Below are 21,414 nucleotides of genomic sequence, written 5' to 3'. Positions count from 1 at the left end.
GGGTTACATGTGTAACAGGTACAAACAGCAGAGCCTGCAAGGCTTGCATTAAAAAGCCGACAAAAGTCGGCTTAGTATAAAAATGTTTTAGGTTACTTTTTCTTTTTAACCTTAGCCTTTTTCTTGGCTTTCATTTTTACTGGATCTTTACGCTTTTTAGCCGGTGGCTTAGCTTCTTTATGCTGTGGCTCAACACCTCTAATTACACGGCGTTTTAATTTTTGTTCAACGTAGCGCTCTACTTTATATAAAATACCAATATCGTGTGCTTCAACTAGCGATATTGCTATCCCTTTTTTACCAGCACGGCCAGTACGACCAATACGGTGTACATATACGTCGGCAGTACGCGGCATATCAAAGTTAATAACGTGGCTGATGTCAGATACATCAATACCACGTGCAGCTACGTCGGTAGCAACTAATATGCTTGTTTTGCCACTGTGGAAGTTTTCCATGGCTTTCATACGCTTGTCTTGCGGCATTTCGCCGCGTAACCACGCTGCTTTTACATCATTAGTTGTAAGTTCGCCAATCAATGTTTCTAAGCGTTCGCGAGTTTTAACAAACACAATGGCTTTAGTTACGTCAGGATTTTTTAGCGTATTAACTAATAACTCAAGTTTGTGATGATAATCGTCGGCTAAATGTACCCATTGGTGAATTTTAGCTTTTTCTTTACGTGACGATTCAGCTTCAAGCAGTGCTGGGTCGTTTAATGTTTTTTCAGCAAACCTTTCTACGCTGTCACCTTCAAGTGTTGCTGAGAATAAAAAACATTGGCGACGATTTTTAGCTTCGTCACAAATACGGCTCATTTCTTTTTTGAAACCCATATCTAACATGCGATCTGCTTCATCAATAATAAGCATTTCTACGTGTTCAGCATGAAAGTTTTCGGTTTCTAGGTATTCCATTAATCGACCTGGTGTGGCGATTAAAATATCGTTATTTTTTTCAAAAATTTCTTTATGCGTGCCGTAGTTAATACCGCCTGTTACTACACCAATTTTTAGGTGTGTGCGTTTAGCTAGCAGTTCACATTGTTCATGAATTTGATAAGCCAACTCACGAGTCGGGGTCATAACGAGTACGCGCGCAAAACCAGGGTCACGACGTGGGAAATCCAGTAAGTACTGAATAGCCGGAATTAAAAATGCCGCCGTTTTACCTGTACCAGTAGGCGCAGATGCTAAAATGTCGCGCCCCTGTAGTGCTTCAGGAATAGCTTGTTGTTGAATGCTGGTTGGCGTCTCGTAGCCCATTTTATTAATGGCATCGAGTAGCTTGTTATCAAGATCAAATTCAGAAAATTGCATAGAGTGTCTAAAATAAGGGACAATTACCCTGATTATACGCGCTATGCTGCGCTTGGTGAATGAAAAGGTGAAAAAATGTCTGGTTTTGTATTTAAACAATTTAAAGTTGAACACGACCACTGTGCAATGAAAGTTTCTACCGATGGTATTTTGCTTGGTGCATGGGCTAATTTAAGCGGTGCAAAGTCGTTACTTGATATAGGCACAGGCACCGGCTTGTTAGCACTAATGTGTAAGCAGCGCAGTAATGAGCTTGATATAACTGCGGTAGAAATTGACGAAAGCGCCTATACCCAAGCACTACAAAATATTGCTAATAGCCCGTGGCCAGCAATAAGTATTAAGCACCAAACTATTCAACGCTTTAATAGTGCAGTTAAGTTTGATGTTGTTATCTCTAATCCGCCGTATTTTAATCACAGTTTAAAAGGCGATAATGTTGCGCGTAATACCGCACGCCATACCGACGGCCTAAGTTTTGAAGAGTTAATTAATGCGTTTAAACGTTTGAGCCATGGTGGTTCTCGCTTTAGCTTAATACTCCCAAGCGTTGAAAGCGTATTATTTATTGAGCTTGCTACTCAAAATGGGCTTTATTTAAATACTCATTGCCAAGTAAAAGCCACGCCCAACAAAGATATTAGCCGCAGTTTAATGACATTTAGCTACGTAAAAAGCGATATAGAATCATCAATTCTGTGTATTAGAAATTTAGATAATACCTACACTGCTGATTATATAGCCCTGTGCAAAGCATTTTATTTGAAAATGTGAAGCAATTGTAAAATAGGAACGAATAACGCAAACTGACTAAAACCATTGTTGAGAACAGATATGGATAGTCAGTTACCAAAATCTTTTATAATTATACTTGCCGTATTACAGGCTATTGCTCTTACCCTTTTGTATAGCAGTATAGAAAATAATGTGTGGCCAGCAACAAGCCCTACATGGTTAGTCTCACTTATTACATTTTCTATGAGCTTTCCTTTATTAATGCTAATGACCGTTAATAAAAATAATATAAAAACGTCGTTGCTTTTAATCCTTCCTTTTTCCTTGTTGTTATCTTTATTGGGGGCGTATGTTGGCTTTCAGCAAGAGCCTCAAGAGTACGTAAGTAATAACACTTTAATGTCAGTTTTTATTTTTACTAGTTTAATTGCTGGCTTTAAAGGCCTTATGTACATACAACAATTTGGTAGCTCAGAAAATGTTAGTTACAGTCGTTTATTTAAGCTCTCTTGGCGTAATTTTATAATATTTGGAGAATGCTGGCTGTTTGTACTTATTTTTTGGGGAATTCTAAATTTAGGTGCGGCTTTATTTGATATTTTAGATATAGAATTTTTCTCTGAGCTACTAAGAAATGAATGGTTTTGGATCCCAACCTTAACGCTCGCATTTGCCTTTGCGAGTGTCATATTTAGAAAGCTTTTGAACATTGAAGATAATATCGCTTTTTTACTACAAACTTTAATTAAGTTTTTATTGCCTGTTTTATCAGTTATTTCTCTCGGTTTTTTAGCAACACTTCCTTTTACCGGACTCAATAAATTATGGGAGACCGGAAGTGGCAGTTTATTAGTAATGTGGCTGCAGGTGCTCACGTTGTTTTTTGTTAACACTGTTTATAAAGATGACTCATCAGTTCGCCCTTATCACATGCTCTTGCACCGACTCGTTTTTATAAGCGTTGCGTTACTTCCAGTTTATAGTGTTATTTCTGCCTATGGAATTTACTTACGGGTAGAGCAGCATGGGCTAACAGTAGATCGTTGTTGGGGCATTTTGATTTGGTTTTTATTGGCGTGTTTTTCGTTTAGTTATCTTGTTGGAATTATAACAAAGCGAGACAATTGGCTAGAGCCGCTTAGCAAAATAAATATTGTGATGGGGTGGGTGGTGCTCGTTAGTATGCTTGCTGTTAACTCCCCTTTATTAAATTTTCAAAGCTTATCTACAAACAGCCAAATAGCGCGTTTAGATGCAGATAAAGTAACAATAGAAAAGTTTGACTATTACTATTTTGAGCACAGCTTAGGTCGCCAAGGTTATTTAGCTATGCAGTTATTAAAACAGAAAATTGAAACGAGTCACCCAGAGCAATACGCTATCATCGATAGGATGTATGTAAATAATGAGTTTGCTTTAACGCTTGAACACACAGTCGATGATTTTATTGAGCGCAGTGTATTTTGGCCATCACAAGCGCTAATACCTCAAGGTTTAATAGAGGCAGTATTTTCTGAACAACATTTTTACGATCGTAACTCTTTAAAAGAACATACTTACTATTTCATTGGCATGGATTTAAACAAAGATGATGAACTCGATTTTATAGTGATTGACGAAAGTAATGAAAATATATCCGCATATTTTTGGTTATTCGACATGGGTAAGTGGCGCTCAAGGTATATGAATGTCGAAAATCCTGAAGAGATTAGATACCTTAAAAGCATGATTGATAATAACGAATTATCTTTAGTTGAGCCTGAATATTCAAATCTAAAAATAGGGGATGTTGTTTTTAAAGTGAGGTAATACGTAACTTTGTTTTTTATGCTACTGCCCCTTAAACCTAAACTAATGATTATTAGTTTAGGTTTTTTTCTTTTAGTTTTTTATTTTATGTACAGCGCTTTAATAGTGTGTTTATAAATCACCTGATATGATTTAGCCATTGGCCACTTAATTTAAAAGGCAACACAATGAAAAATTTAAATAAATTAGCATTACTTAGCACGTTAGCAGCCACCATTTTTGCAAGCCAAGGTGTGTTTGCTGCTATTACGCCTGTAGGGCTTTGGAAAACTATTGATGAGGATACAAACCAAGCTAAGTCGTATGTACGTATTACCCAAACCAACGGTGTATTAAGCGGCAAAGTTGAAACCATTCTTAACCCGGCAAAACAAAACGATATATGCAGTAAGTGTGATAATGAGCTAAAAGATCAGCCTATTTTAGGAATGACTATAATCACGGGTGTAAAAGCACAAGATGATGGCGTTTGGGGAGACGGTGAAATACTCGATCCAACAAATGGTAAAACCTACACTTTACAACTAACCCCGCAAGATGAAGGTAAAAAGCTCGAGGTACGCGGCTACATTGGCTTTTTTTATCGAAACCAATATTGGCTAAAAGTAGAGTAAGTTTTACTACTTATTTAATCACTGGGCGTTAAATAATTAAGTATTAACTGAAATCATTTTTGCGCTTTGCCTTTCTTACTCACTAAGCCAGCTATATTTAATTGGCATAAAATTTTGAGTAAATAAAAGGGTAAAATATGATTAAGTACATAGTTGCTTTAATAATGCTTAGCACACTGTTAATAAGCGGTGCGGCAAACGCAAAGGATGATGCGGTAAATACGGGTTGGTTTAATAACACGGCTATTAAAGGGTACGACAGCGTTGCTTATTTTACGCAAAATAAAGCCGTTAAAGGCAGCGACAAATACACGTTTAGTTATTTAGGTGCCAACTGGCACTTTTCGAGTGAAGAAAACAAAACGACATTTGCAGAAAATCCAAAGCGTTATGCACCGCAATATGGTGGTTGGTGTGCTTATGCAATGGCTGATGAAGGTAACGCTGTAGGTATAGACCCAGAAGCATTTTATATTCACGAAGGTAAGCTTTACTTAAACTATAGCGAAAGCGTGCAGCAAAAATGGTTAAGTAATTTACTACCGTACATTGTTATGGCTGATGGGTACTACCCACAAACAACCAATGTGATGACGTTTCAATAAATTACTCATATTGCTAGGGCGTGTTGATCTTTGTGGATTGAAATTTGTTCAATCTAGGGGCGATTAAATCGCGGCGCGAGGTTTGTAACCTAGTGGGCTAAGTAAAAACCGAGCAACAAAGAGTTGATCGCCCCTAGAAAGAACCCAGAGGGCAGTGCATGTTTGGCATTTATGCTGCGTTATCGCCTATTTATGGGGAATAACCACACTACATAGGCTCTGCCTTGCCTAAAAACCAAACATACTGCTGCAAATTCACCCACCAAAGATCAACACGCCCTAATTAAAAAGCCCGCAACTAAACTAGTTGCGGGCTTTTTGCTTTTTATTTATTAGCTTATTAATTAAAGCGTTTCGCCGTATTCAGTCATTACCTGTTCAACCCATGTTGCAATGCGGTCGTCGCTTAGCTCGTATTGACTGTCTTCGTCGAGCGCGAGTCCTACAAACTGTTTACCATCAGGCGTTAATGCTTTTGAAGCTTCAAACTCGTAACTACTGTCGTTTGGCCAAAAACCAAGTTGAGTAAATGTTTGCGTATTTATTTCGTCGTGTAGCATGCCTAGCGCATCTTGAAACCACTGCCCGTAACCTTGCTGATCGCCCATGCCAAATAAAGCAATGGTTTTACCATTTAGGTTTACGTCGGCTATGTCGTCCCACTTTGACTCCCAGTCTTCTTGTATTTCACCAAAATCCCATGTTGAAATACCAAAGATGATAAAGTCATACTGCTCTGCATTTTTTAGTGGCTCGTCTTTAATATTGTGCAGGGTAACTATATCGGCACCAATAATGTCGCGAATCTTTTCTGCTGCCATTTCGGTGTAGCACGTAGTAGAACCAAAAAATAAACCAATTTGCATCGTATTTATCACTGTGTAATTGCCTGATATGATAGGCTCAAGTTTACCGTAAGGTATTTTTAATTGATACCTTAGCAAAGCATGAGAGCATAATGTGACAACGCTATCTGACGATTCTTTTGAAAATAATAGCAGTATGAGCAGTAATAGCGACTACCTAGAAACCTTTTTAGATAGCCTGTACTTAGAGCAAGGCGTAAGCGAAAACACATTAAGTGCTTATCGCAGTGATTTAGATAAGTTTTGCCTATTTTTAAAGGGCGAAAATTTAATGACGGTAACAGGGCTTGATGTTGAAAGTTACTTAGCGCATCGAGTCGATTTAGGCTTAAAACCACGCAGTACGGCACGCAGTATTAGTGCGCTAAAGCGTTTTTATCAGTACTTTGTGCGCGAAAAACTAATTAGCGACACCCCCATGCTAAATATTTCTCAGCCAAAAGCAGGGCAGTCGTTACCTAAAACACTCTCAGAGGCCGAAGTTGAGGCATTATTAAATGCGCCTAATACCGAAGAAGCGATGGGACTGCGCGATAAAGCCATGCTAGAGCTACTTTATGCAACGGGTTTGCGTGTAAGTGAGCTTGTTGGACTGCGAATGGAGCAAATTAATTTGCGCCAAGCAGTGGTGTTTGTAAAAGGTAAAGGTAATAAAGAGCGCTTAGTTCCACTGGGTGAAGAAGCCATGTATTGGCTTGAGCAATTTTTAAAGGGTGGGCGTGCGCAAATGATAAAACATGCCACCGATTTTGTGTTCCCATCTAAACGCGGAGTAGGCATGACGCGACAAACCTTTTGGCATAGAATTAAACACTATGCTATTTTGGCAGCAGTTGAGTCTCCATTATCGCCCCATACTATGCGCCATGCTTTTGCTACGCACTTATTAAATCATGGGGCAGATTTACGTGTGGTACAAATGATGTTGGGCCATAGCGATTTATCAACGACGCAAATTTATACCCATGTTGCCAATGAACGGTTAAAGTCGGTACATGCAGAGCATCATCCGCGTGCGTAAGTTTGAAAGTAAATATCATTAAGCCGGTCAATATATTAAGTATTTTTAGGATAGAGAGAAGTTATGAAAAAATTAATGTTAGCAGGTGCCATGTTGTGCACAAGTATTAGTGCATTTGCAAATGGCGTTGCTGTAACACCAGATGCTAATGATCCTATTATTACTAAATTTGCCGAGCTTGGTGTAACTGTAAAGCAAATTAATCCAAGTCCAGTAACGGGTTTAAAAGAATTGATTACTAATAAGGGCGTGCTTTACGCAAGTCCAGACGGTCAATATTTAATGCAAGGTACGTTAATTGATTTAAATAATCGTAATAACCTAACAGAGCAAGCATTAAATGGCGTGCGTGTTGAAGGTCTTAAAGAATACGAAGAATCGATGATTGTGTACAAAGCGCCAAACGAAAAACACAGCATTACTGTATTTACCGACATTAGCTGTGGTTACTGTCGTAAATTACACCGCGAGTTAGACGATTTACTTGATGCGGGTATTACCGTTAAGTACTTAGCGTTTCCACGTGGTGGCTTACAAGGTTCAGGTTACGCAGATTTAATGAACGTATGGTGTGCACGCGATCAGCAAGAAGCACTAACAGAAGCTAAATCGGGCACAAGCACTAAAGTAGTTGCAGGCTGTAGCGCACCGGTTGCAGAGCATTACCAATTAGGTCAAAGCTTTGGTATTAGCGGCACACCCGCTATTATTTTAGAAGATGGTACAATGATCCCTGGTTACCAGCCAGCAGCAGCACTAAAAGCAGCATTAGAAGCTAACAAAGCGTCGTAATTAAACGCTTAGTTATTATTAAAAAGGCCTTAATGGCCTTTTTTTGTCTTTTTAATACGACTCAATAAGTTAAAACCCTGCATGAAAAAACTAATCATTGCGCGTGAAAACGTTGACGACTCGCATCTGCCGAGTAATTTACACCCTGTAATTAAACAAATTTATGCTAACCGCAATGTATTCAATGCCGAAGAGCTAAATAACAGCGTAGCTACGCTTCACGACTTCAAATTGTTTAAAGACATCGACAAAGCCAGCGACTTATTAATTGAAGCATTAAAAGCGCAAAGCCAAATATTAATAGTTGGCGACTTTGATGCCGATGGCGCAACAAGCACTGCAACATTAATGCAAGGCCTTGAGATGTTTGGCTTTAAACATTTAGATTACTTAATTCCTGACAGGTTTAGCTTAGGATATGGCTTAAGCCCCGCGCTTGCTGAGCAAATAGTACAAATAAAACCTGATTTAGTGATCACCGTAGATAACGGCATATCGTGTATTGCCGGTATTGATATTTTAAAAGCGGTTGGCATAAAAGTGCTGGTAACAGATCACCACTTACAAGGTGAGCAGCTGCCAAATGCAGATGCAATCGTAAATCCAAATAGGCACGAATGTGATTTTCCGTCTAAATCTATTGCAGGCGTTGGCGTTGCTTTTTACTTATTAATAGCGCTGAGAAGCGTAATGCGAGATTTGGGTTATTTTGAGCAACAACCACCGCCTAATTTAGCTAACTTGCTCGACATTGTAGCGCTTGGCACGGTTGCCGATGTAGTGGCACTTGATGCAAATAACCGTACCTTAGTACACCAAGGTTTAGCACGTATTCGCAGTGGTAAAACACGCCCAGGCATTACCGCGCTTATTGAAGTGGCTAACCGCAATGCTGCCCGCTTAAGCGCAAGCGACTTTGGCTTTTCACTTGCGCCGCGTTTAAATGCAGCAGGGCGATTGGACGACATGAGTTTGGGTATAGCGTGCTTGCTTAGCACCGACATAAACCAAGCGCGTAGTATAGCCGGCGAGCTCGATAGCTTAAACTTTGCAAGGCGCGAAATAGAACAAGGTATGCAAGCCGAGGCGCAAGCCGTGCTTGATAGGCTCGCATTTAGCGATGATAACATTCCTGATGCTATTTGTTTGTTTCAAGACGATTGGCATCAAGGTGTTATTGGGATTTTGGCTGGTCGCTTAAAAGAAAAATACCACCGTCCAACCGTTATATTCGCTGGTGGCGAAAACGGTGAGATTAAAGGCTCGTGCCGCTCTATTGAAGGGCTGCACATGCGCGATTTACTAGAAGGGCTTAATACAGCCGACCCACACTTAATTAATAAATTTGGTGGCCACGCCATGGCAGCCGGCTTAAGTATCAACGAGCAACACTTTAACGACTTTAAAAAAGCGTTTGATGCCGCAGTTAGCGCGCAACTGAGTGAAGAAAGTAAACGCTGTATTGTATTTACCGACGGCGAGCTGCCAAACGACTGCTTTACGATGGAATTTGCCCAGCTATTAAAGCAATCGGGCCCGTGGGGTCAGCAATTTCCTGAGCCGGTGTTTGAGCATACCTTTGAAGTAATACAGCAGCGCATAGTAGGCGAAAAGCATTTAAAGCTCGTGTTAAAGCATCAATCTGGTCGTTTAGTTGATGCCATTGCTTTTGGTATTGATGTAAAAGAATGGCCAGATACTGAGGCGAAGTTTGTAAAAGTAGCGTACCAGCTCGATATAAATGAGTTTAGAGGTAAATTTACGCTGCAATTAATAGTTAGAGAGCTTGAAAAAGTACACTAAAAAATATGTAATATCATGCATAAAATGCTAATAAAGCGCGCGGTTTTTTGTTAAAATCGGGCGTTTTTATCATTTGACGATAATTTATTGCGAAAATCCCATTTAAAGGGGCGCAATTACCTAGCCATTTTGGAGTGATGTACATGTTTGAAGTGAATCCTGTGATTAATCAAATCAAGGAAATTCGCGAACGTACTGAATTGCTTCGGGGGTACCTTTGACTACGCTCTTAAACAAGAACGCTTAGAAGAAGTTAACGCCGAGCTTGAAGATTCAGCCGTGTGGAATGAGCCTGAACGCGCACAAGCGCTTGGCCGTGAAAAATCAGCATTAGAAGCGGTTGTTGAAACAATCGACAACCTTGTAGCCGGTACTGATGACGTTGAAGGCTTACTTGAGCTTGCTGTAGAAGCTGAAGATCAAGATACCTTTGACGAAGCGCAAAGCGAATTAACTGATCTAAACGAGCAGTTAGAAGGTTTAGAGTTTCGTCGTATGTTTTCAGGTCCTCATGACTCAAACGATGCGTACCTTGATTTACAATCAGGTTCTGGCGGTACTGAAGCACAAGACTGGTGTAATATTCTACTTCGTATGTATTTACGTTGGGGCGAGGCTAAAGGCTTTAAAGTTGAGCTAGTTGAAGCGACCGACGGTGATGTTGCTGGTATTAAAGGCGCAACTGTCCGCTTTGTTGGCGAATACGCTTACGGTTGGTTACGCACAGAAACTGGTGTACATCGCTTAGTACGTAAAAGCCCATTTGACTCAAGTGGTCGTCGTCATACTTCATTTGCTTCTGCGTTTGTATACCCAGAAGTTGACGATAATATTGAAATTGATATGAATCCGTCAGACCTGCGTATAGACGTTTACCGTGCATCTGGCGCGGGTGGTCAGCACGTTAACACCACCGAATCGGCGGTTCGTATCACTCACGTACCAACAAATACCGTAGTGCAGTGTCAAAACGAGCGTTCGCAGCATAAAAATAAAGCCCAAGCGATGAAGCAGTTAAAAGCTAAATTATTTGAGCTTGAGCTACAACAGCAAAATGCTGAAAAACAAACGCAAGAAGATGCTAAATCTGATATTGGTTGGGGTAGTCAAATTCGTTCATACGTACTTGATGATGCACGGATTAAAGATTTACGTACAGGCGTTGAAAACCGCAATACCCAATCGGTACTTGACGGTAACTTAGATAAATTTATTGAAGCCAGCCTTAAATCTGGCCTATAACCACCAAGCTAATAAAGAGCTAAAAAATGACTGATAAAATCCAAGACGAAAACAAGTTAATCGCTGAGCGTCGCGGCAAGTTAGACGCTATACGCGAAAATTGCCCAGCCAACGGTCATCCAAACCAATTCCGTCGTGAGCATTACACGGCTGATTTGCAAGCCCAGTTTGGTGATAAGAGCAAAGAAGAATTAGTAGAGATGCAAGAAGTTGTGTCTATCGCTGGACGTATTTTAGCAAAGCGTGGACCGTTTTTTGTAATTCAAGACATGAAAGGTCGCGTACAAGCGTATGCATCTAAAGATGTTCAAAAAGATCTTAAAGAAAAATATGGTCAACTAGACACTGGCGATATTATTGGTGTTAAAGGCGCATTAAATAAATCAGGTAAAGGCGATTTATACGTAGAAATGACTGAGTACCAACTATTAACTAAGTCACTTCGTCCGTTACCAGAAAAATTCCATGGCTTATCAGATCAAGAAACAAAGTACCGCCAACGTTATGTTGATTTAATTACTAACGAAGCAACGCGCGAAACATTCCGCATTCGTTCACAAGTAGTTGAAGGCATTCGTCGCTTTTTAGCAGACCGTGACTTTATGGAAGTAGAAACACCAATGCTACAGGTTATACCTGGCGGTGCATCTGCGCGTCCGTTTGTAACTCACCATAATGCACTTGATATCGACATGTACTTACGTATAGCGCCTGAGCTTTACTTAAAGCGCTTAGTGGTAGGTGGTTTTGACCGTGTATTTGAAATTAACCGTAACTTCCGTAACGAAGGGTTATCTACGCGTCACAATCCAGAATTCACAATGATTGAATTTTACCAAGCATACGCTGATTACATCGACCTGATGAACATCACCGAAGACATGCTACGTACGGTTGCAGAAAACGTACTAGGTAGTGCAGTTGTAGTTAATACAACTAAAGACGAAAACGGCGAAGTAATTGACTCAGTTGAGTACGACTTTGGCCAACCGTTTACACGTTTAAGCATGAGCGATGCAATATTAAAATATAACCCTGAGTTTGATGCTGCGGTATTTAACGACCCAGAAAACCACTTTGACGAATTAAAAGCGTACGCTAAACAAGTACACGTTAAAATTCCTGAAAATTGTGTTTGGGGTCCAGGTAAGTTCTTGTGTGAAATATTTGAAGAAACAGCAGAGCACATGCTTATTCAACCTACGTTTATTACTGGCTACCCGTGGGAAGTTTCTCCACTTGCACGCCGTAACGACGAAAATGCATTTGTTACAGACCGTTTTGAATTTTTTGTTGGCGGTCGTGAACTTGCAAATGGTTTCTCTGAGCTTAACGATGCACAAGACCAAGCTGAGCGCTTTACTCGCCAAGTTGAAGAGAAAGACGCAGGCGATGATGAAGCAATGCATTACGATGAAGACTACATACGCGCACTTGAGTACGGCTTACCGCCAACTGCAGGTGAAGGTATTGGTATTGACCGTTTAGTAATGTTGTTTACTGACTCATCAACAATTAAAGACGTTATTTTGTTCCCGCATATGCGTCCACAAGCTGACTAAGCTTTGGGTAGAACAAAGTAAGTTAATAAACGCCGCTTAATAGCGGCGTTTTTTTTGCTTTGCATTAGTATTTTAATTAATAAGTACTACACTAAAAATTAAATGTAGTTATTAGTGCTGGTTAATGTGCAATTCAGCTTCGCTAATTTATTGTTATTGGTAGTTTTTAATATTAAAACTAACAGTGCTATAACTTTTTAGTATGATTGTTTTTTAAACATATGTTGTATTTATGTAAAGGTTTTAGCTAGAATACGCACGAAATTTACACTGCTTGGTATTTAGCAGCTAAATATAGATTCTTAAAGGACTTAGAATAATAGTATGAAAGACAAACGAGTAGATGATTTATCAGAAGAATGCACATCAGAGCAAGAAAGAAATGCTTACTACCGTGCTTGTATTGCTGAATTTCAACAATTAGGTTACCAAGAACAGTATTTGGCTCAGTTAACTGATGACTTAGTTCCTGTGCTAGGTGTTAATCCTTCAAATAAAAATACGTAACCCGCTTAAATTTCAAACTAATTACACTTTTAAACCAAGCATATGTGCAATCTATAACCATATAGTCGTTTTTGGTAGAAAAGTGTTTGACATATTTTCTGAAATCTTTATTATACGCCCCACAAGACGGAGAGGTGTCCGAGTGGCCGAAGGAGCTCCCCTGCTAAGGGAGTATAGAGTTTGTAGCTCTATCGAGGGTTCGAATCCCTCCCTCTCCACCATTTTTTTAATGGCGTGTTTTGTAAATTTTTAAAGTATGGGTGCATAGCTCAGCTGGATAGAGTACTCGGCTACGAACCGAGCGGTCGGAGGTTCGAATCCTCCTGCGCCCACCATACTTTAATAACTCTGCTTAGAGTCTAAATAAGCAATTAAAGTGTTTGGTTTTATAACCAAGCGGTCGGAGGTTCATTCTTAGAAGATACGTCCTGCGCCCACCATACTTTAATAACTCTGCTTAGAGTCTAAATAAGCAAAAGCTCTACTTAGAGTTAAAATAAGTAAACTATAAAGTGGGTGCATAGCTCAGCTGGATAGAGTACTCGGCTACGAACCGAGCGGTCGGAGGTTCGAATCCTCCTGCGCCCACCACTTTATAGACTCATACTTAGAGTATAAAAAAGTAAAGTGTTGGCTAAAGCCAAACGGTCGGAGGTTCATTCTTACAAGATACGTCCTGTGCCCACCACTTTATAGACTCTCACTTAGAGTAAAAACAAGTAATAGTAAAAATGAAAGTGGGTGCATAGCTCAGCTGGATAGAGTACTCGGCTACGAACCGAGCGGTCGGAGGTTCGAATCCTCCTGCGCCCACCACTTTCATGTTTTCATACACTTTTAAGTGTAAGAAAAATAAACCGATGGAAATCGGTTTTTTTATGTCTGAATTTATACGCTCTGCTTAGAGTTTAAATAAGCAATCTATGAAAGTGGGTGCATAGCTCAGCTGGATAGAGTACTCGGCTACGAACCGAGCGGTCGGAGGTTCGAATCCTCCTGCGCCCACCACTTTCATAAACAAGCCGACATTAAGTCGGTTTTTTTGTGCCTAAAATAAAGTGAAATGTAAACTACCACTCCTGTAGCCGCAGAGCTTGCTCGCGTGAGAAGCGCCAGCTTCTAATCACTTACCACCGATATAACTGATACTTTATTTACGAGCTTCACTCGTCGCGTCAGCAAGCTGCACGCCTACAAGTAAAACCAGCCCTAATCTTTAAATCCAAACCCGAGTTTATTTATTCGTTGTAGACGCTGAGCTTGCTCGCGTGAGAAGCGCCAGCTTCTAATCACTTACCACCGATATAACTGATACTTTATTTACGAGCTTCGCTCGTCGCGTCAGCAAGCTGTACGCCTACAAGTAGAAACAGCTCTAATCTTTAAATCCAAACTCCGAGCTTATTCATTCGTTGTAGACGCTGAGCTTGCTCGCGTGAGAAGCGCCAGCTTCTAATTACTTACCACCAATATAACTGATACTTTATTTACGAGCTTCGCTCATCGCGTCAGCAAGCTGCACGCCTACAAGTAAAACCAGCCCTAATCTTTAAATCTAAACTCCGAGTTTATTTATCCGTTGTAGACGCTGAGCTTGCTCGCGTGAGAAGCGCCAGCTTCTATTCCCCCCTCAAAAATATAATTTATAAGATTTTATTTGTTGGCAACGCCAGAAATAAGTGATTTATTCACAAAGAGTTTAAGAGGCGCTGCGCTTTTAGAGGTAGTAATAAAGCTAAGCTAAACTAATAAACCCGGGCTTATGTCTTCTCATTTACTTCTCTTTCGCTTCTCTTTGTGTAATAGATCTTTAAGTGGTTCATTGACCAAGAAATTAAATAACTAGAAGCGTTTAGCTCTAGGAAGGTTAAATACGGTCTTTAAGCTTAAAATGGGAGGTGGTATTTTCAAGTAAAACTAGCTCTAATCTTTAAATCTAAACTCCGAGTTTATTCATTCGTTGTAGACGCTGAGCTTGCTCGCGTGAGAAGCGCCAGCTTCTAATCACTGTATCTACTCAAGCCCACTTAACCCTTTTCTAAAGCTGCTCTTTAATATTACCTATGTTATTTTAAACGCCTTGTTTAAAAGGATATTGCAGTATGTTTAAAACCCTATTTATTACGTTATTTTTTATTTTTAGCGCTATTTGTATTTCCAGCGCACAAGCCAACGAAGCTAATAACTCACTTGTGGTAGGTGCGCAGCAATATGCTAAATATTTACCGCAGTTAAAAAATAAACGTATAGGGCTCGTAGTTAATCAAACATCAACGGTAGGGCAAGCTCACTTAGTAGATGCTCTGCTGACTAAAAATATTAATATAACTAAAATTTTTGCACCTGAGCATGGCTTTCGCGGCGATCACGATGCGGGCGCGCATGTAAAAAATGCCGTTGATAGCAAAACCGGTATTCCGCTTATTTCTATTTACGGTAAAAATAAAAAACCAAGCCAAGCTGCTTTAGCTGATGTTGATGTCATTATTTTTGATATTCAGGATGTGGGAGTGCGCTTTTATACCTACATAAGCTCTATGCACTACATGATGGAAGCCGCTGCAGAGCAGGGGATAGAATTTTTAGTACTCGACAGACCCAATCCAAATATTGCCTACGTTGATGGGCCAATATTAGAGCCAGAATTTAAATCGTTTGTAGGCATGCACCCAATTCCTGTGTTACACGGTATGACCGTTGGCGAACTTGCCAAAATGATCAAGGGCGAGGGTTGGATCAATAAAGCGCCCGATTTAAAATTAACCGTGATCCCTGTTGATCATTACACTCGTAAAAGTACTTACAGCTTGCCTGTAAAACCCAGCCCTAACTTACCTAACGATCAGGCGATTGCACTTTACCCATCACTTTGTTTTTTTGAAGCAACACCTATCAGTATTGGTAGAGGCACCGACTTTGCATTTCAAGTAATTGGCTATTCGCCAGTTGCATTAGGTGATTTTAATTTTACACCGCGCGCAATTAAAGGGGCTGCTTTAAACCCTAAATTTAAAAACCAAGCCGTGCAAGGGCTCGATTTAAGACAAGCAAATATCACAGGCCTAAATTTAACTTACTTAATAAATGCGTACACGGAGCTTAGTAAAAACAACATCTCGTTTTTTGAGCGCGCTGACTTTATGGATAAACTAGCGGGTACTAATAAATTGCGCTTAGCTATTGAAGCAGGGCAATCAGAGGCGCAAATAAAACAAAGTTGGCAGGCGGGGCTTGCGCAATTTAAAGCGCAAAGAGCGCCTTACTTGTTATATAAATAAGGGCTAAGCATGTTTATTGCTTTAAAAAATCAAAGGTGTAGTTATATAAAAAAAGTATTTATAGCTACGTTAAGCCTTATTGTTGTGGGTTGTAGTATACCACCTGAGCCTATTAGCTCGGTGCTACCACTTACAAAGAGCCAACTTGTAAAGCTGCCTAATGCACAAGTGGTTGTAACGTTTCCTGAGGTAAATCCAAGTAGCCGGTTTTATGTAAATAACCGAGGAACGTTTAAAGCTTACAAAGGGCGCGGGCAATTATTAATACAAAACCACAACGCACAAAGCGCCGATATTTACATTAATAATCAAAAGCTCGACGTTAACCAGCTAAGCGCCAACACCTTATACAATTACAGTTTGGCAAAAAATACTCACAATGGTGTTAATACTTTTAAAGTTGAAAATATTTTCCCTGTTGGCGCAAGTTTAACGCTACGTTTTGCATTTCCTACTTTAAGCGATGAACCAAAAAAGCATATAGATTTTACTGAAGTAGACACATTAATTGAACGCGATGTAAAAGCGGGTTTTCCTGGGGCTGTATTGGCCGTTGTTAAAAATGGTGAGCTAATAAAATTAACCGCCTATGGCGATGCAAAGCAATATCAGCAAAGTGATTTAATGCTACTCCGCCCAGAGCCCATGCAAACTAATACCTTGTTTGACCTTGCCTCAAACACCAAAATATTTGCCACAAATTTTGCACTTATGAAATTAGTAAGCGAAGGGCTGTTAAATATTAATAAACCCGTGCAAAGCTACCTAAGCGAATATAAGGGCGAAGGGCGAGCAAAGCGCACAGTAAAAGACTTACTCACTCACAGCGCCGGATACCCGCCAGTATTTGACTTTCACCGTAAAGATGGCAGCTACGGCGACGCGTTTTATTCGCAAAACAGTAAAACCACCAAACAGCTATTACTTACCAGCGTACCTTTTAGTAGTAAATCATCTGGGCAGCATGTTTACTCAGATATTGATTACATGATTTTAGGCGTGCTCATTGAGCGTATTACAGGGCAGCCCCTTGACGAATACCTAGAGCAGCAAGTGTATGCGCCACTAAAATTAACTAACACGTTATTTAATCCACTTAAAAAAGGCTTTAAGCCGCAGCAATTTGCAGCCACTGAGCTTAGCGGCAACACACGAGACGGGCGCATTAAGTTTGATAATGTTCGAACTGGGGTTTTACAAGGACAAGTGCACGATGAGCGCGCTTACTATTCTCTCGATGGCGTAGCAGGGCATGCGGGATTATTTAGTAACGCTCAGGACTTAGCCGTGCTTTGCCAGCTATTATTAAATAGCGGTGGCTACGGTGACCAACAATTATTTAGTGCAAGCGCCTTAGCGCAATTTTTAACGCCGCAATCAAGCGACGAAACTTACGGGCTTGGCTTTAGGCTTGCCGGTAACAACCAAGCAAGGCGCTGGCACTTTGGCCCTTATGCAAGCGCACAAGCTTATGGCCACACAGGTTGGACGGGTACAGTGACCGTAATTGACCCCGCTTACGACTTGGCTATTGTTTTACTTACTAATGCTCGCCATAGTGCAATTAAAGGCTCGCTAAAACGTTACGAATTTACAGGCAAACAATTTGAAACCGCACAGTACGGATCGGTAGTGTCGCTTATTTATGAAGCGTTACTAAATCAATAAGCTATCGTATAGGTTAAAACGTACTAACTGTGCCACCTTAAGTGATTTATTTACAGGTGACTTGAGTAAGCCAATCCATTAAGCTAAGCGGTCTATAAAACTAAGCCGGTTTATGTTGTTAGGCTTAACAAATAAGCGTTAAAACGCGTACAAAGCGAGGTTTACTCGCTAATAATTAAGGTTAACTTTTTATGCATTGGTATTCTATTTTACCGCCGCTAATTGCGATTGCTATCGTGTTTTGGCGAAAAGAAGTGATTATGGCGCTACTTGTTGCTGTTGCTTCTTCTGAGTTTTTACTCGCCTTTCAGGGCGAAGGTAATAGCTTTTTTGACACTTTTTTAAATACCATAGAACGTATTATTTCGGTTGCCAGTTCGCCAGGTAATACACGCATATTAATATTTAGTATTTTAATTGGTGCCTTGCTTGCCTACATTCGCGAGTCTGGCGGCGTTGCAGCAACTGTTAATATGTTAATGAACAAAGGCATTGCAAAAAGTAAGCGCCAAGTGGGCTTTTTAACCATGTTTACCGGCATTGCGGTGTTTATAGAATCTAACTTGAGCGTACTTACCTCAGGTATTTTATCGCGTGGCTTGTTCGATAAATTTAAAATGAGCCGAGCGCGTCTAGCGTATATTATTGACAGCACCAGTGCGCCAGTGTGTATTTTAATACTACTTAACGGCTGGGGTGCATTTGTACTTGGTTTGTTAGGTAACTACGAGCTAGGTGAGTCGGCTGTATCGGTATTGTGGGGCAGCGTTGGGTATAACTTTTACGCCATAATCACCCTTGCCATTGTTTTTTACACAATCGCGTTTGATAAAGTGCATGGCCCAATGAAAGAAGCCGAAGAAAAACTAGAGCTTCAAACAACCGACTTAAAAGATGAAATAAAAGCCTCTAAAGCGCGTTACATGCTAATCCCGCTTATTACGCTAATTACCAGCATGGTTGGCTTTATGTATTACACCGGTAATGGTGTGTTGGCAGAGGGTAGTGGCTCTAAGTCAGTATTGTACGCAACGGTTTTAGCCATTGTTGTCGCTTACTTTTTAATGATTGGTTCTCGTAAATTTACGCACCATCAATTAGTTGATACCGGTTTTAAAGGTATGGGCGAATTAATGCCATTGGTCGCTATTGTACTGCTTTCGCTTACACTTGGCGCAAGCTTAAAAGAGCTTGGTACTGGCGTATTTGTAGCGTCACTTGTTGGTGACTACTTACCTATTTACCTAATAGTACCGGTGCTGTTTTTAACCGGCGCAGTTATGTCGTTTACTACGGGCACATCGTGGGGTACGTTTGCTATATTAATCCCAATTGGTGTGCCACTTATTCAAGCGCTAGGTTTACCGCCATCGCTTGTTGTAGGTGCTATTTTGGGTGGTGGTATATTTGGCGATCATTGCTCGCCTATATCCGACACCAGCGCTGTATCGGCTATTGCATCGGGGTGTGACTTACTCACCCACGTTAAAACGCAGCTACCGTATGCCTTATTTGGTGGTGGCCTTACGTTTTTAGCGTACTTAGTAACAAGCATTATTGTTTTATAAAATTTGATTATTTAAATACTCAAAAGCCTGCTTAATCGCAGGCTTTTTTGTTTTCAAAATAAATAAAGCTAATTAAGATAGAGCCAAGCAATACCAAACTCAAAGGCTCTATAGTTATTAGAAAAACTATTTAATTATAGACTTAAGTACCCGTATTTATATTTTTTAGGTTATTGTATAGCATGAGCTTTAAGCTTTTTGATAGCTGGCAATTCTTACTTTTCAACTCATATAAGGCTGTAAATTCACACTATGTTTGCAATTGATAATATCATTCTCGTTAGTGCCATATTAATTTTACTAGGAGTGATCTCGAGCAAGTTATCTGCACGCGTTGGCTTACCTGTGCTGGTGCTATTTTTACTTGTAGGTATGCTCGCAGGTGAAGACGGTATTGCAGGTATTTCATTCGACAACGCAGAGGCCGCACATGCTTTGGGTACTCTTGCGCTTGCCATTATTCTATTTGATGGCGGCTTACAAACGCCTACCAGTTCAATTAAACAAGTGTGGAAACCCGCGTCTGCTTTAGCAACCGTCGGGGTGTTATTTACCGCTGTAATTACAGGCCTTGTGGCCACTTATATTTTAGATCTGCCCATATTACAAGGTGTTTTGCTGGGCGCTATTGTTGGCTCTACAGATGCCGCAGCAGTGTTTGCGCTTTTACGAAGTGCGGGCATTCACTTAAACAAAAAGCTTAAATCTACGCTTGAAATAGAAAGTGCCTCGAACGATCCAATGGCTATTTTTCTAACGGTTGGATTGCTCGAAATGCTCGTTAACGACATGCCAATAGGGCTGGATTTACTACAGTTATTTGCTCAACAGATGGGTGTTGGCGCTATTTGTGGTCTTTTAATTGGTAAGGTATCGGTTTGGTTTATTAATCGAATTAAACTAAATGCATCGGGTTTGTATTTAGTGATGGTAACAGCATTTGGACTGCTTTCTTTTGGCCTTTCTGCAACGCTCGGCGGTAGTGGATTTTTAGCTGTATTTATAACAGGCGTGATTTTAGGTAACAGTAAGTTTGTATATAAACGCGGTATTTTTCTGTTTCATGACGGTTTAGCATGGCTTGGGCAAATAACCATGTTTGTTGTATTAGGACTTCTTATTAATCCGTCGTCGTTGGTTGATGTATGGCTAGAAGGATTGCTTATTGCATTGGCACTCATTTTTGTTGCTCGCCCATTAGCGGTAGCGCCTATTTTAAAACTGTTTGGCTTTAATAATCGCGAAACCCTGTTTGTATCTTGGGTTGGCCTTAGAGGCTCAGTACCCATTATTTTAGCTATATTCCCATTACTATTTGGCCTTTCAGGGGCTGAACTTATTTTTAATGTTGTTTTTTTCGTGGTATTAATTTCAGCAACGTTACAGGGCTCAACAATGCCTTGGATGGCTAAAAAACTAAATTTAGTAGAGCCGCCGCCCGACCTAGCCGCTGCAACGCTTGAAATTACAGCCCTGAACGATATTGATATAGAAATTGTAGAATACACCTTAAGTGATGTTTCTCGGGTTTCTGGGCGCAGCTTGTCACATGCCGCACTTCCTGAGAGTGTGGTTGTTGCTATGATCACACGGGGTCCGTCAATCATACCGCCACGAGGTTCAACTAAGTTAAAAGCAAACGATCATTTATTTGTTGTTTTAAAACCAGATAACAGACCTTTTGTTGATTTAGTTTTTACAGCAACCGATAAAACAAACCACCAAGATAGCCACTTAGCGCACAACGAACTTAAAGTGAAAGGGGTAACGTTGGTAGGCGATATATTTTACTCTTATCACATGCAAATAGACGCCCCAGAAGAGATAAGCTTGGAAGAAGTGATCAACCAAACGCTTTCAGGAGAAGTCAGTAAAGGCGATATTGTTGTTATTGGTAATGTGCAAATACGCGTTATAACAATGGTGCATACACGCATAGTTACCATTGGCTTAAAGTACTTAAACAATCCAGAAAAGCGACTTTTAAAGCCGTAATCATTAACAGTGATTTATTTAGCGCTAGGC

Annotated in this window: 16 protein-coding genes and 5 tRNA genes; 19 read left to right on the top strand and 2 right to left on the bottom strand. The window is 40.3% G+C overall.

What is annotated here, in order from left to right; genetic code table 11:
• Nucleotides 1-92: 92 nt before the first annotated feature.
• Nucleotides 93-1,319, bottom strand: a complete 1,227-nt coding sequence (srmB, locus tag PARC_RS14835; RefSeq protein ID WP_007376476.1) for an ATP-dependent RNA helicase SrmB — start codon at nt 1,317-1,319, stop codon at nt 93-95.
• Between the two features lie 75 nt (nt 1,320-1,394).
• Here srmB and PARC_RS14830 point away from each other — a divergent pair, with 75 nt between their 5' ends.
• The 4 genes from PARC_RS14830 (at nt 1,395) to PARC_RS14815 (ending at nt 5,082) form a co-directional block, all read left to right on the top strand.
• Nucleotides 1,395-2,093 (top strand): tRNA1(Val) (adenine(37)-N6)-methyltransferase, encoded by a 699-nt coding sequence (locus tag PARC_RS14830; protein ID WP_010553265.1) that lies wholly within the window; start codon nt 1,395-1,397, stop codon nt 2,091-2,093.
• A 60-nt stretch (nt 2,094-2,153) separates the two neighbouring features.
• Nucleotides 2,154-3,863 (top strand): DUF4153 domain-containing protein, encoded by a 1,710-nt coding sequence (locus PARC_RS14825; protein ID WP_007583759.1) that lies wholly within the window; start codon nt 2,154-2,156, stop codon nt 3,861-3,863.
• 167 nt (nt 3,864-4,030) lie between these two features.
• Nucleotides 4,031-4,477 carry a DUF2147 domain-containing protein gene (locus PARC_RS14820; RefSeq protein WP_010553264.1) on the top strand — a complete coding sequence of 149 codons (447 nt, stop codon included), beginning with the start codon at nt 4,031-4,033 and terminating at the stop codon, nt 4,475-4,477.
• Between the two features lie 137 nt (nt 4,478-4,614).
• Nucleotides 4,615-5,082, top strand: coding sequence for a YHS domain-containing (seleno)protein (locus tag PARC_RS14815; RefSeq protein ID WP_010553263.1), 468 nt, complete (start codon nt 4,615-4,617; stop codon nt 5,080-5,082).
• A gap of 344 nt (nt 5,083-5,426) precedes the next feature.
• Here the strand turns inward: PARC_RS14815 and fldB are convergent, their stop codons facing one another.
• Nucleotides 5,427-5,948: a flavodoxin FldB gene (gene fldB / locus PARC_RS14810; protein WP_007583764.1), complete on the bottom strand. Its 522-nt coding sequence runs from the start codon at nt 5,946-5,948 to the stop codon at nt 5,427-5,429.
• Between the two features lie 94 nt (nt 5,949-6,042).
• Between fldB and xerD the strand changes: the two genes are divergently transcribed.
• The 15 genes from xerD (at nt 6,043) to PARC_RS14735 (ending at nt 21,384) form a co-directional block, all read left to right on the top strand.
• On the top strand, nt 6,043-6,969 hold the full coding sequence (gene xerD, locus PARC_RS14805; protein WP_024590718.1) for a site-specific tyrosine recombinase XerD: 927 nt from the start codon (nt 6,043-6,045) through the stop codon (nt 6,967-6,969).
• A gap of 63 nt (nt 6,970-7,032) precedes the next feature.
• Nucleotides 7,033-7,761 carry a bifunctional protein-disulfide isomerase/oxidoreductase DsbC gene (gene dsbC / locus PARC_RS14800; protein WP_007583768.1) on the top strand — a complete coding sequence of 243 codons (729 nt, stop codon included), beginning with the start codon at nt 7,033-7,035 and terminating at the stop codon, nt 7,759-7,761.
• A gap of 81 nt (nt 7,762-7,842) precedes the next feature.
• Complete coding sequence (recJ, locus tag PARC_RS14795) at nt 7,843-9,564, top strand: single-stranded-DNA-specific exonuclease RecJ (protein WP_007583770.1); 1,722 nt, start codon at nt 7,843-7,845, stop codon at nt 9,562-9,564.
• A 143-nt stretch (nt 9,565-9,707) separates the two neighbouring features.
• Nucleotides 9,708-10,806 (top strand): peptide chain release factor 2 gene (prfB, locus tag PARC_RS14790; RefSeq protein ID WP_096058065.1). Its coding sequence is split into 2 segments (ribosomal slippage): nt 9,708-9,782 and nt 9,784-10,806, totalling 1,098 coding nucleotides; the frame shifts between segments, so codons are not numbered across the junction.
• A gap of 26 nt (nt 10,807-10,832) precedes the next feature.
• Complete coding sequence (lysS, locus tag PARC_RS14785) at nt 10,833-12,368, top strand: lysine--tRNA ligase (RefSeq protein WP_007583775.1); 1,536 nt, start codon at nt 10,833-10,835, stop codon at nt 12,366-12,368.
• Nucleotides 12,369-12,692: 324 nt separating this feature from the next.
• On the top strand, nt 12,693-12,875 hold the full coding sequence (locus PARC_RS14780; RefSeq protein WP_010553261.1) for a hypothetical protein: 183 nt from the start codon (nt 12,693-12,695) through the stop codon (nt 12,873-12,875).
• Nucleotides 12,876-13,003: 128 nt separating this feature from the next.
• Nucleotides 13,004-13,096: transfer RNA gene (locus tag PARC_RS14775), tRNA-Ser, on the top strand.
• Nucleotides 13,097-13,133: 37 nt separating this feature from the next.
• Nucleotides 13,134-13,210, top strand: a tRNA-Arg gene (locus tag PARC_RS14770).
• Nucleotides 13,211-13,389: 179 nt separating this feature from the next.
• Nucleotides 13,390-13,466: transfer RNA gene (locus PARC_RS14765), tRNA-Arg, on the top strand.
• A gap of 148 nt (nt 13,467-13,614) precedes the next feature.
• Nucleotides 13,615-13,691, top strand: a tRNA-Arg gene (locus PARC_RS14760).
• 115 nt (nt 13,692-13,806) lie between these two features.
• Nucleotides 13,807-13,883, top strand: a tRNA-Arg gene (locus PARC_RS14755).
• 1,094 nt (nt 13,884-14,977) lie between these two features.
• On the top strand, nt 14,978-16,153 hold the full coding sequence (locus tag PARC_RS14750; RefSeq protein ID WP_010553260.1) for an exo-beta-N-acetylmuramidase NamZ family protein: 1,176 nt from the start codon (nt 14,978-14,980) through the stop codon (nt 16,151-16,153).
• Between the two features lie 9 nt (nt 16,154-16,162).
• A complete protein-coding gene (gene pbp4b / locus PARC_RS14745) occupies nt 16,163-17,821 on the top strand; it encodes a penicillin binding protein PBP4B (RefSeq protein WP_010553259.1) in 1,659 nt (552 codons plus the stop codon).
• A gap of 191 nt (nt 17,822-18,012) precedes the next feature.
• Nucleotides 18,013-19,389, top strand: coding sequence for a Na+/H+ antiporter NhaC family protein (locus PARC_RS14740; RefSeq protein ID WP_010553258.1), 1,377 nt, complete (start codon nt 18,013-18,015; stop codon nt 19,387-19,389).
• A gap of 252 nt (nt 19,390-19,641) precedes the next feature.
• Nucleotides 19,642-21,384: a potassium/proton antiporter gene (locus tag PARC_RS14735; protein WP_010553257.1), complete on the top strand. Its 1,743-nt coding sequence runs from the start codon at nt 19,642-19,644 to the stop codon at nt 21,382-21,384.
• The last annotated feature ends 30 nt before the right edge of the window (nt 21,385-21,414 follow it).

The organism is Pseudoalteromonas arctica A 37-1-2 (assembly GCF_000238395.3).
Taxonomy (GTDB): Bacteria; Pseudomonadota; Gammaproteobacteria; order Enterobacterales; family Alteromonadaceae; genus Pseudoalteromonas; species Pseudoalteromonas arctica.
Note: the sequence above shows the minus strand (reverse complement) of the source record. Positions and strands in the feature narration are given on the sequence as shown.

What these genes read in the sequence shown, in the direction of transcription:
- srmB (WP_007376476.1), bottom strand. Translation starts at nt 1,319, where the DNA reads ATGCAATTTTCTGAATTTGATCTTGATAACAAGCTACTCGATGCCATT.
- PARC_RS14830 (WP_010553265.1), top strand. Translation starts at nt 1,395, where the DNA reads ATGTCTGGTTTTGTATTTAAACAATTTAAAGTTGAACACGACCACTGT.
- PARC_RS14825 (WP_007583759.1), top strand. Translation starts at nt 2,154, where the DNA reads ATGGATAGTCAGTTACCAAAATCTTTTATAATTATACTTGCCGTATTA.
- PARC_RS14820 (WP_010553264.1), top strand. Translation starts at nt 4,031, where the DNA reads ATGAAAAATTTAAATAAATTAGCATTACTTAGCACGTTAGCAGCCACC.
- PARC_RS14815 (WP_010553263.1), top strand. Translation starts at nt 4,615, where the DNA reads ATGATTAAGTACATAGTTGCTTTAATAATGCTTAGCACACTGTTAATA.
- fldB (WP_007583764.1), bottom strand. Translation starts at nt 5,948, where the DNA reads ATGCAAATTGGTTTATTTTTTGGTTCTACTACGTGCTACACCGAAATG.
- dsbC (WP_007583768.1), top strand. Translation starts at nt 7,033, where the DNA reads ATGAAAAAATTAATGTTAGCAGGTGCCATGTTGTGCACAAGTATTAGT.
- recJ (WP_007583770.1), top strand. Translation starts at nt 7,843, where the DNA reads ATGAAAAAACTAATCATTGCGCGTGAAAACGTTGACGACTCGCATCTG.
- lysS (WP_007583775.1), top strand. Translation starts at nt 10,833, where the DNA reads ATGACTGATAAAATCCAAGACGAAAACAAGTTAATCGCTGAGCGTCGC.
- PARC_RS14780 (WP_010553261.1), top strand. Translation starts at nt 12,693, where the DNA reads ATGAAAGACAAACGAGTAGATGATTTATCAGAAGAATGCACATCAGAG.
- PARC_RS14750 (WP_010553260.1), top strand. Translation starts at nt 14,978, where the DNA reads ATGTTTAAAACCCTATTTATTACGTTATTTTTTATTTTTAGCGCTATT.
- pbp4b (WP_010553259.1), top strand. Translation starts at nt 16,163, where the DNA reads ATGTTTATTGCTTTAAAAAATCAAAGGTGTAGTTATATAAAAAAAGTA.
- PARC_RS14740 (WP_010553258.1), top strand. Translation starts at nt 18,013, where the DNA reads ATGCATTGGTATTCTATTTTACCGCCGCTAATTGCGATTGCTATCGTG.
- PARC_RS14735 (WP_010553257.1), top strand. Translation starts at nt 19,642, where the DNA reads ATGTTTGCAATTGATAATATCATTCTCGTTAGTGCCATATTAATTTTA.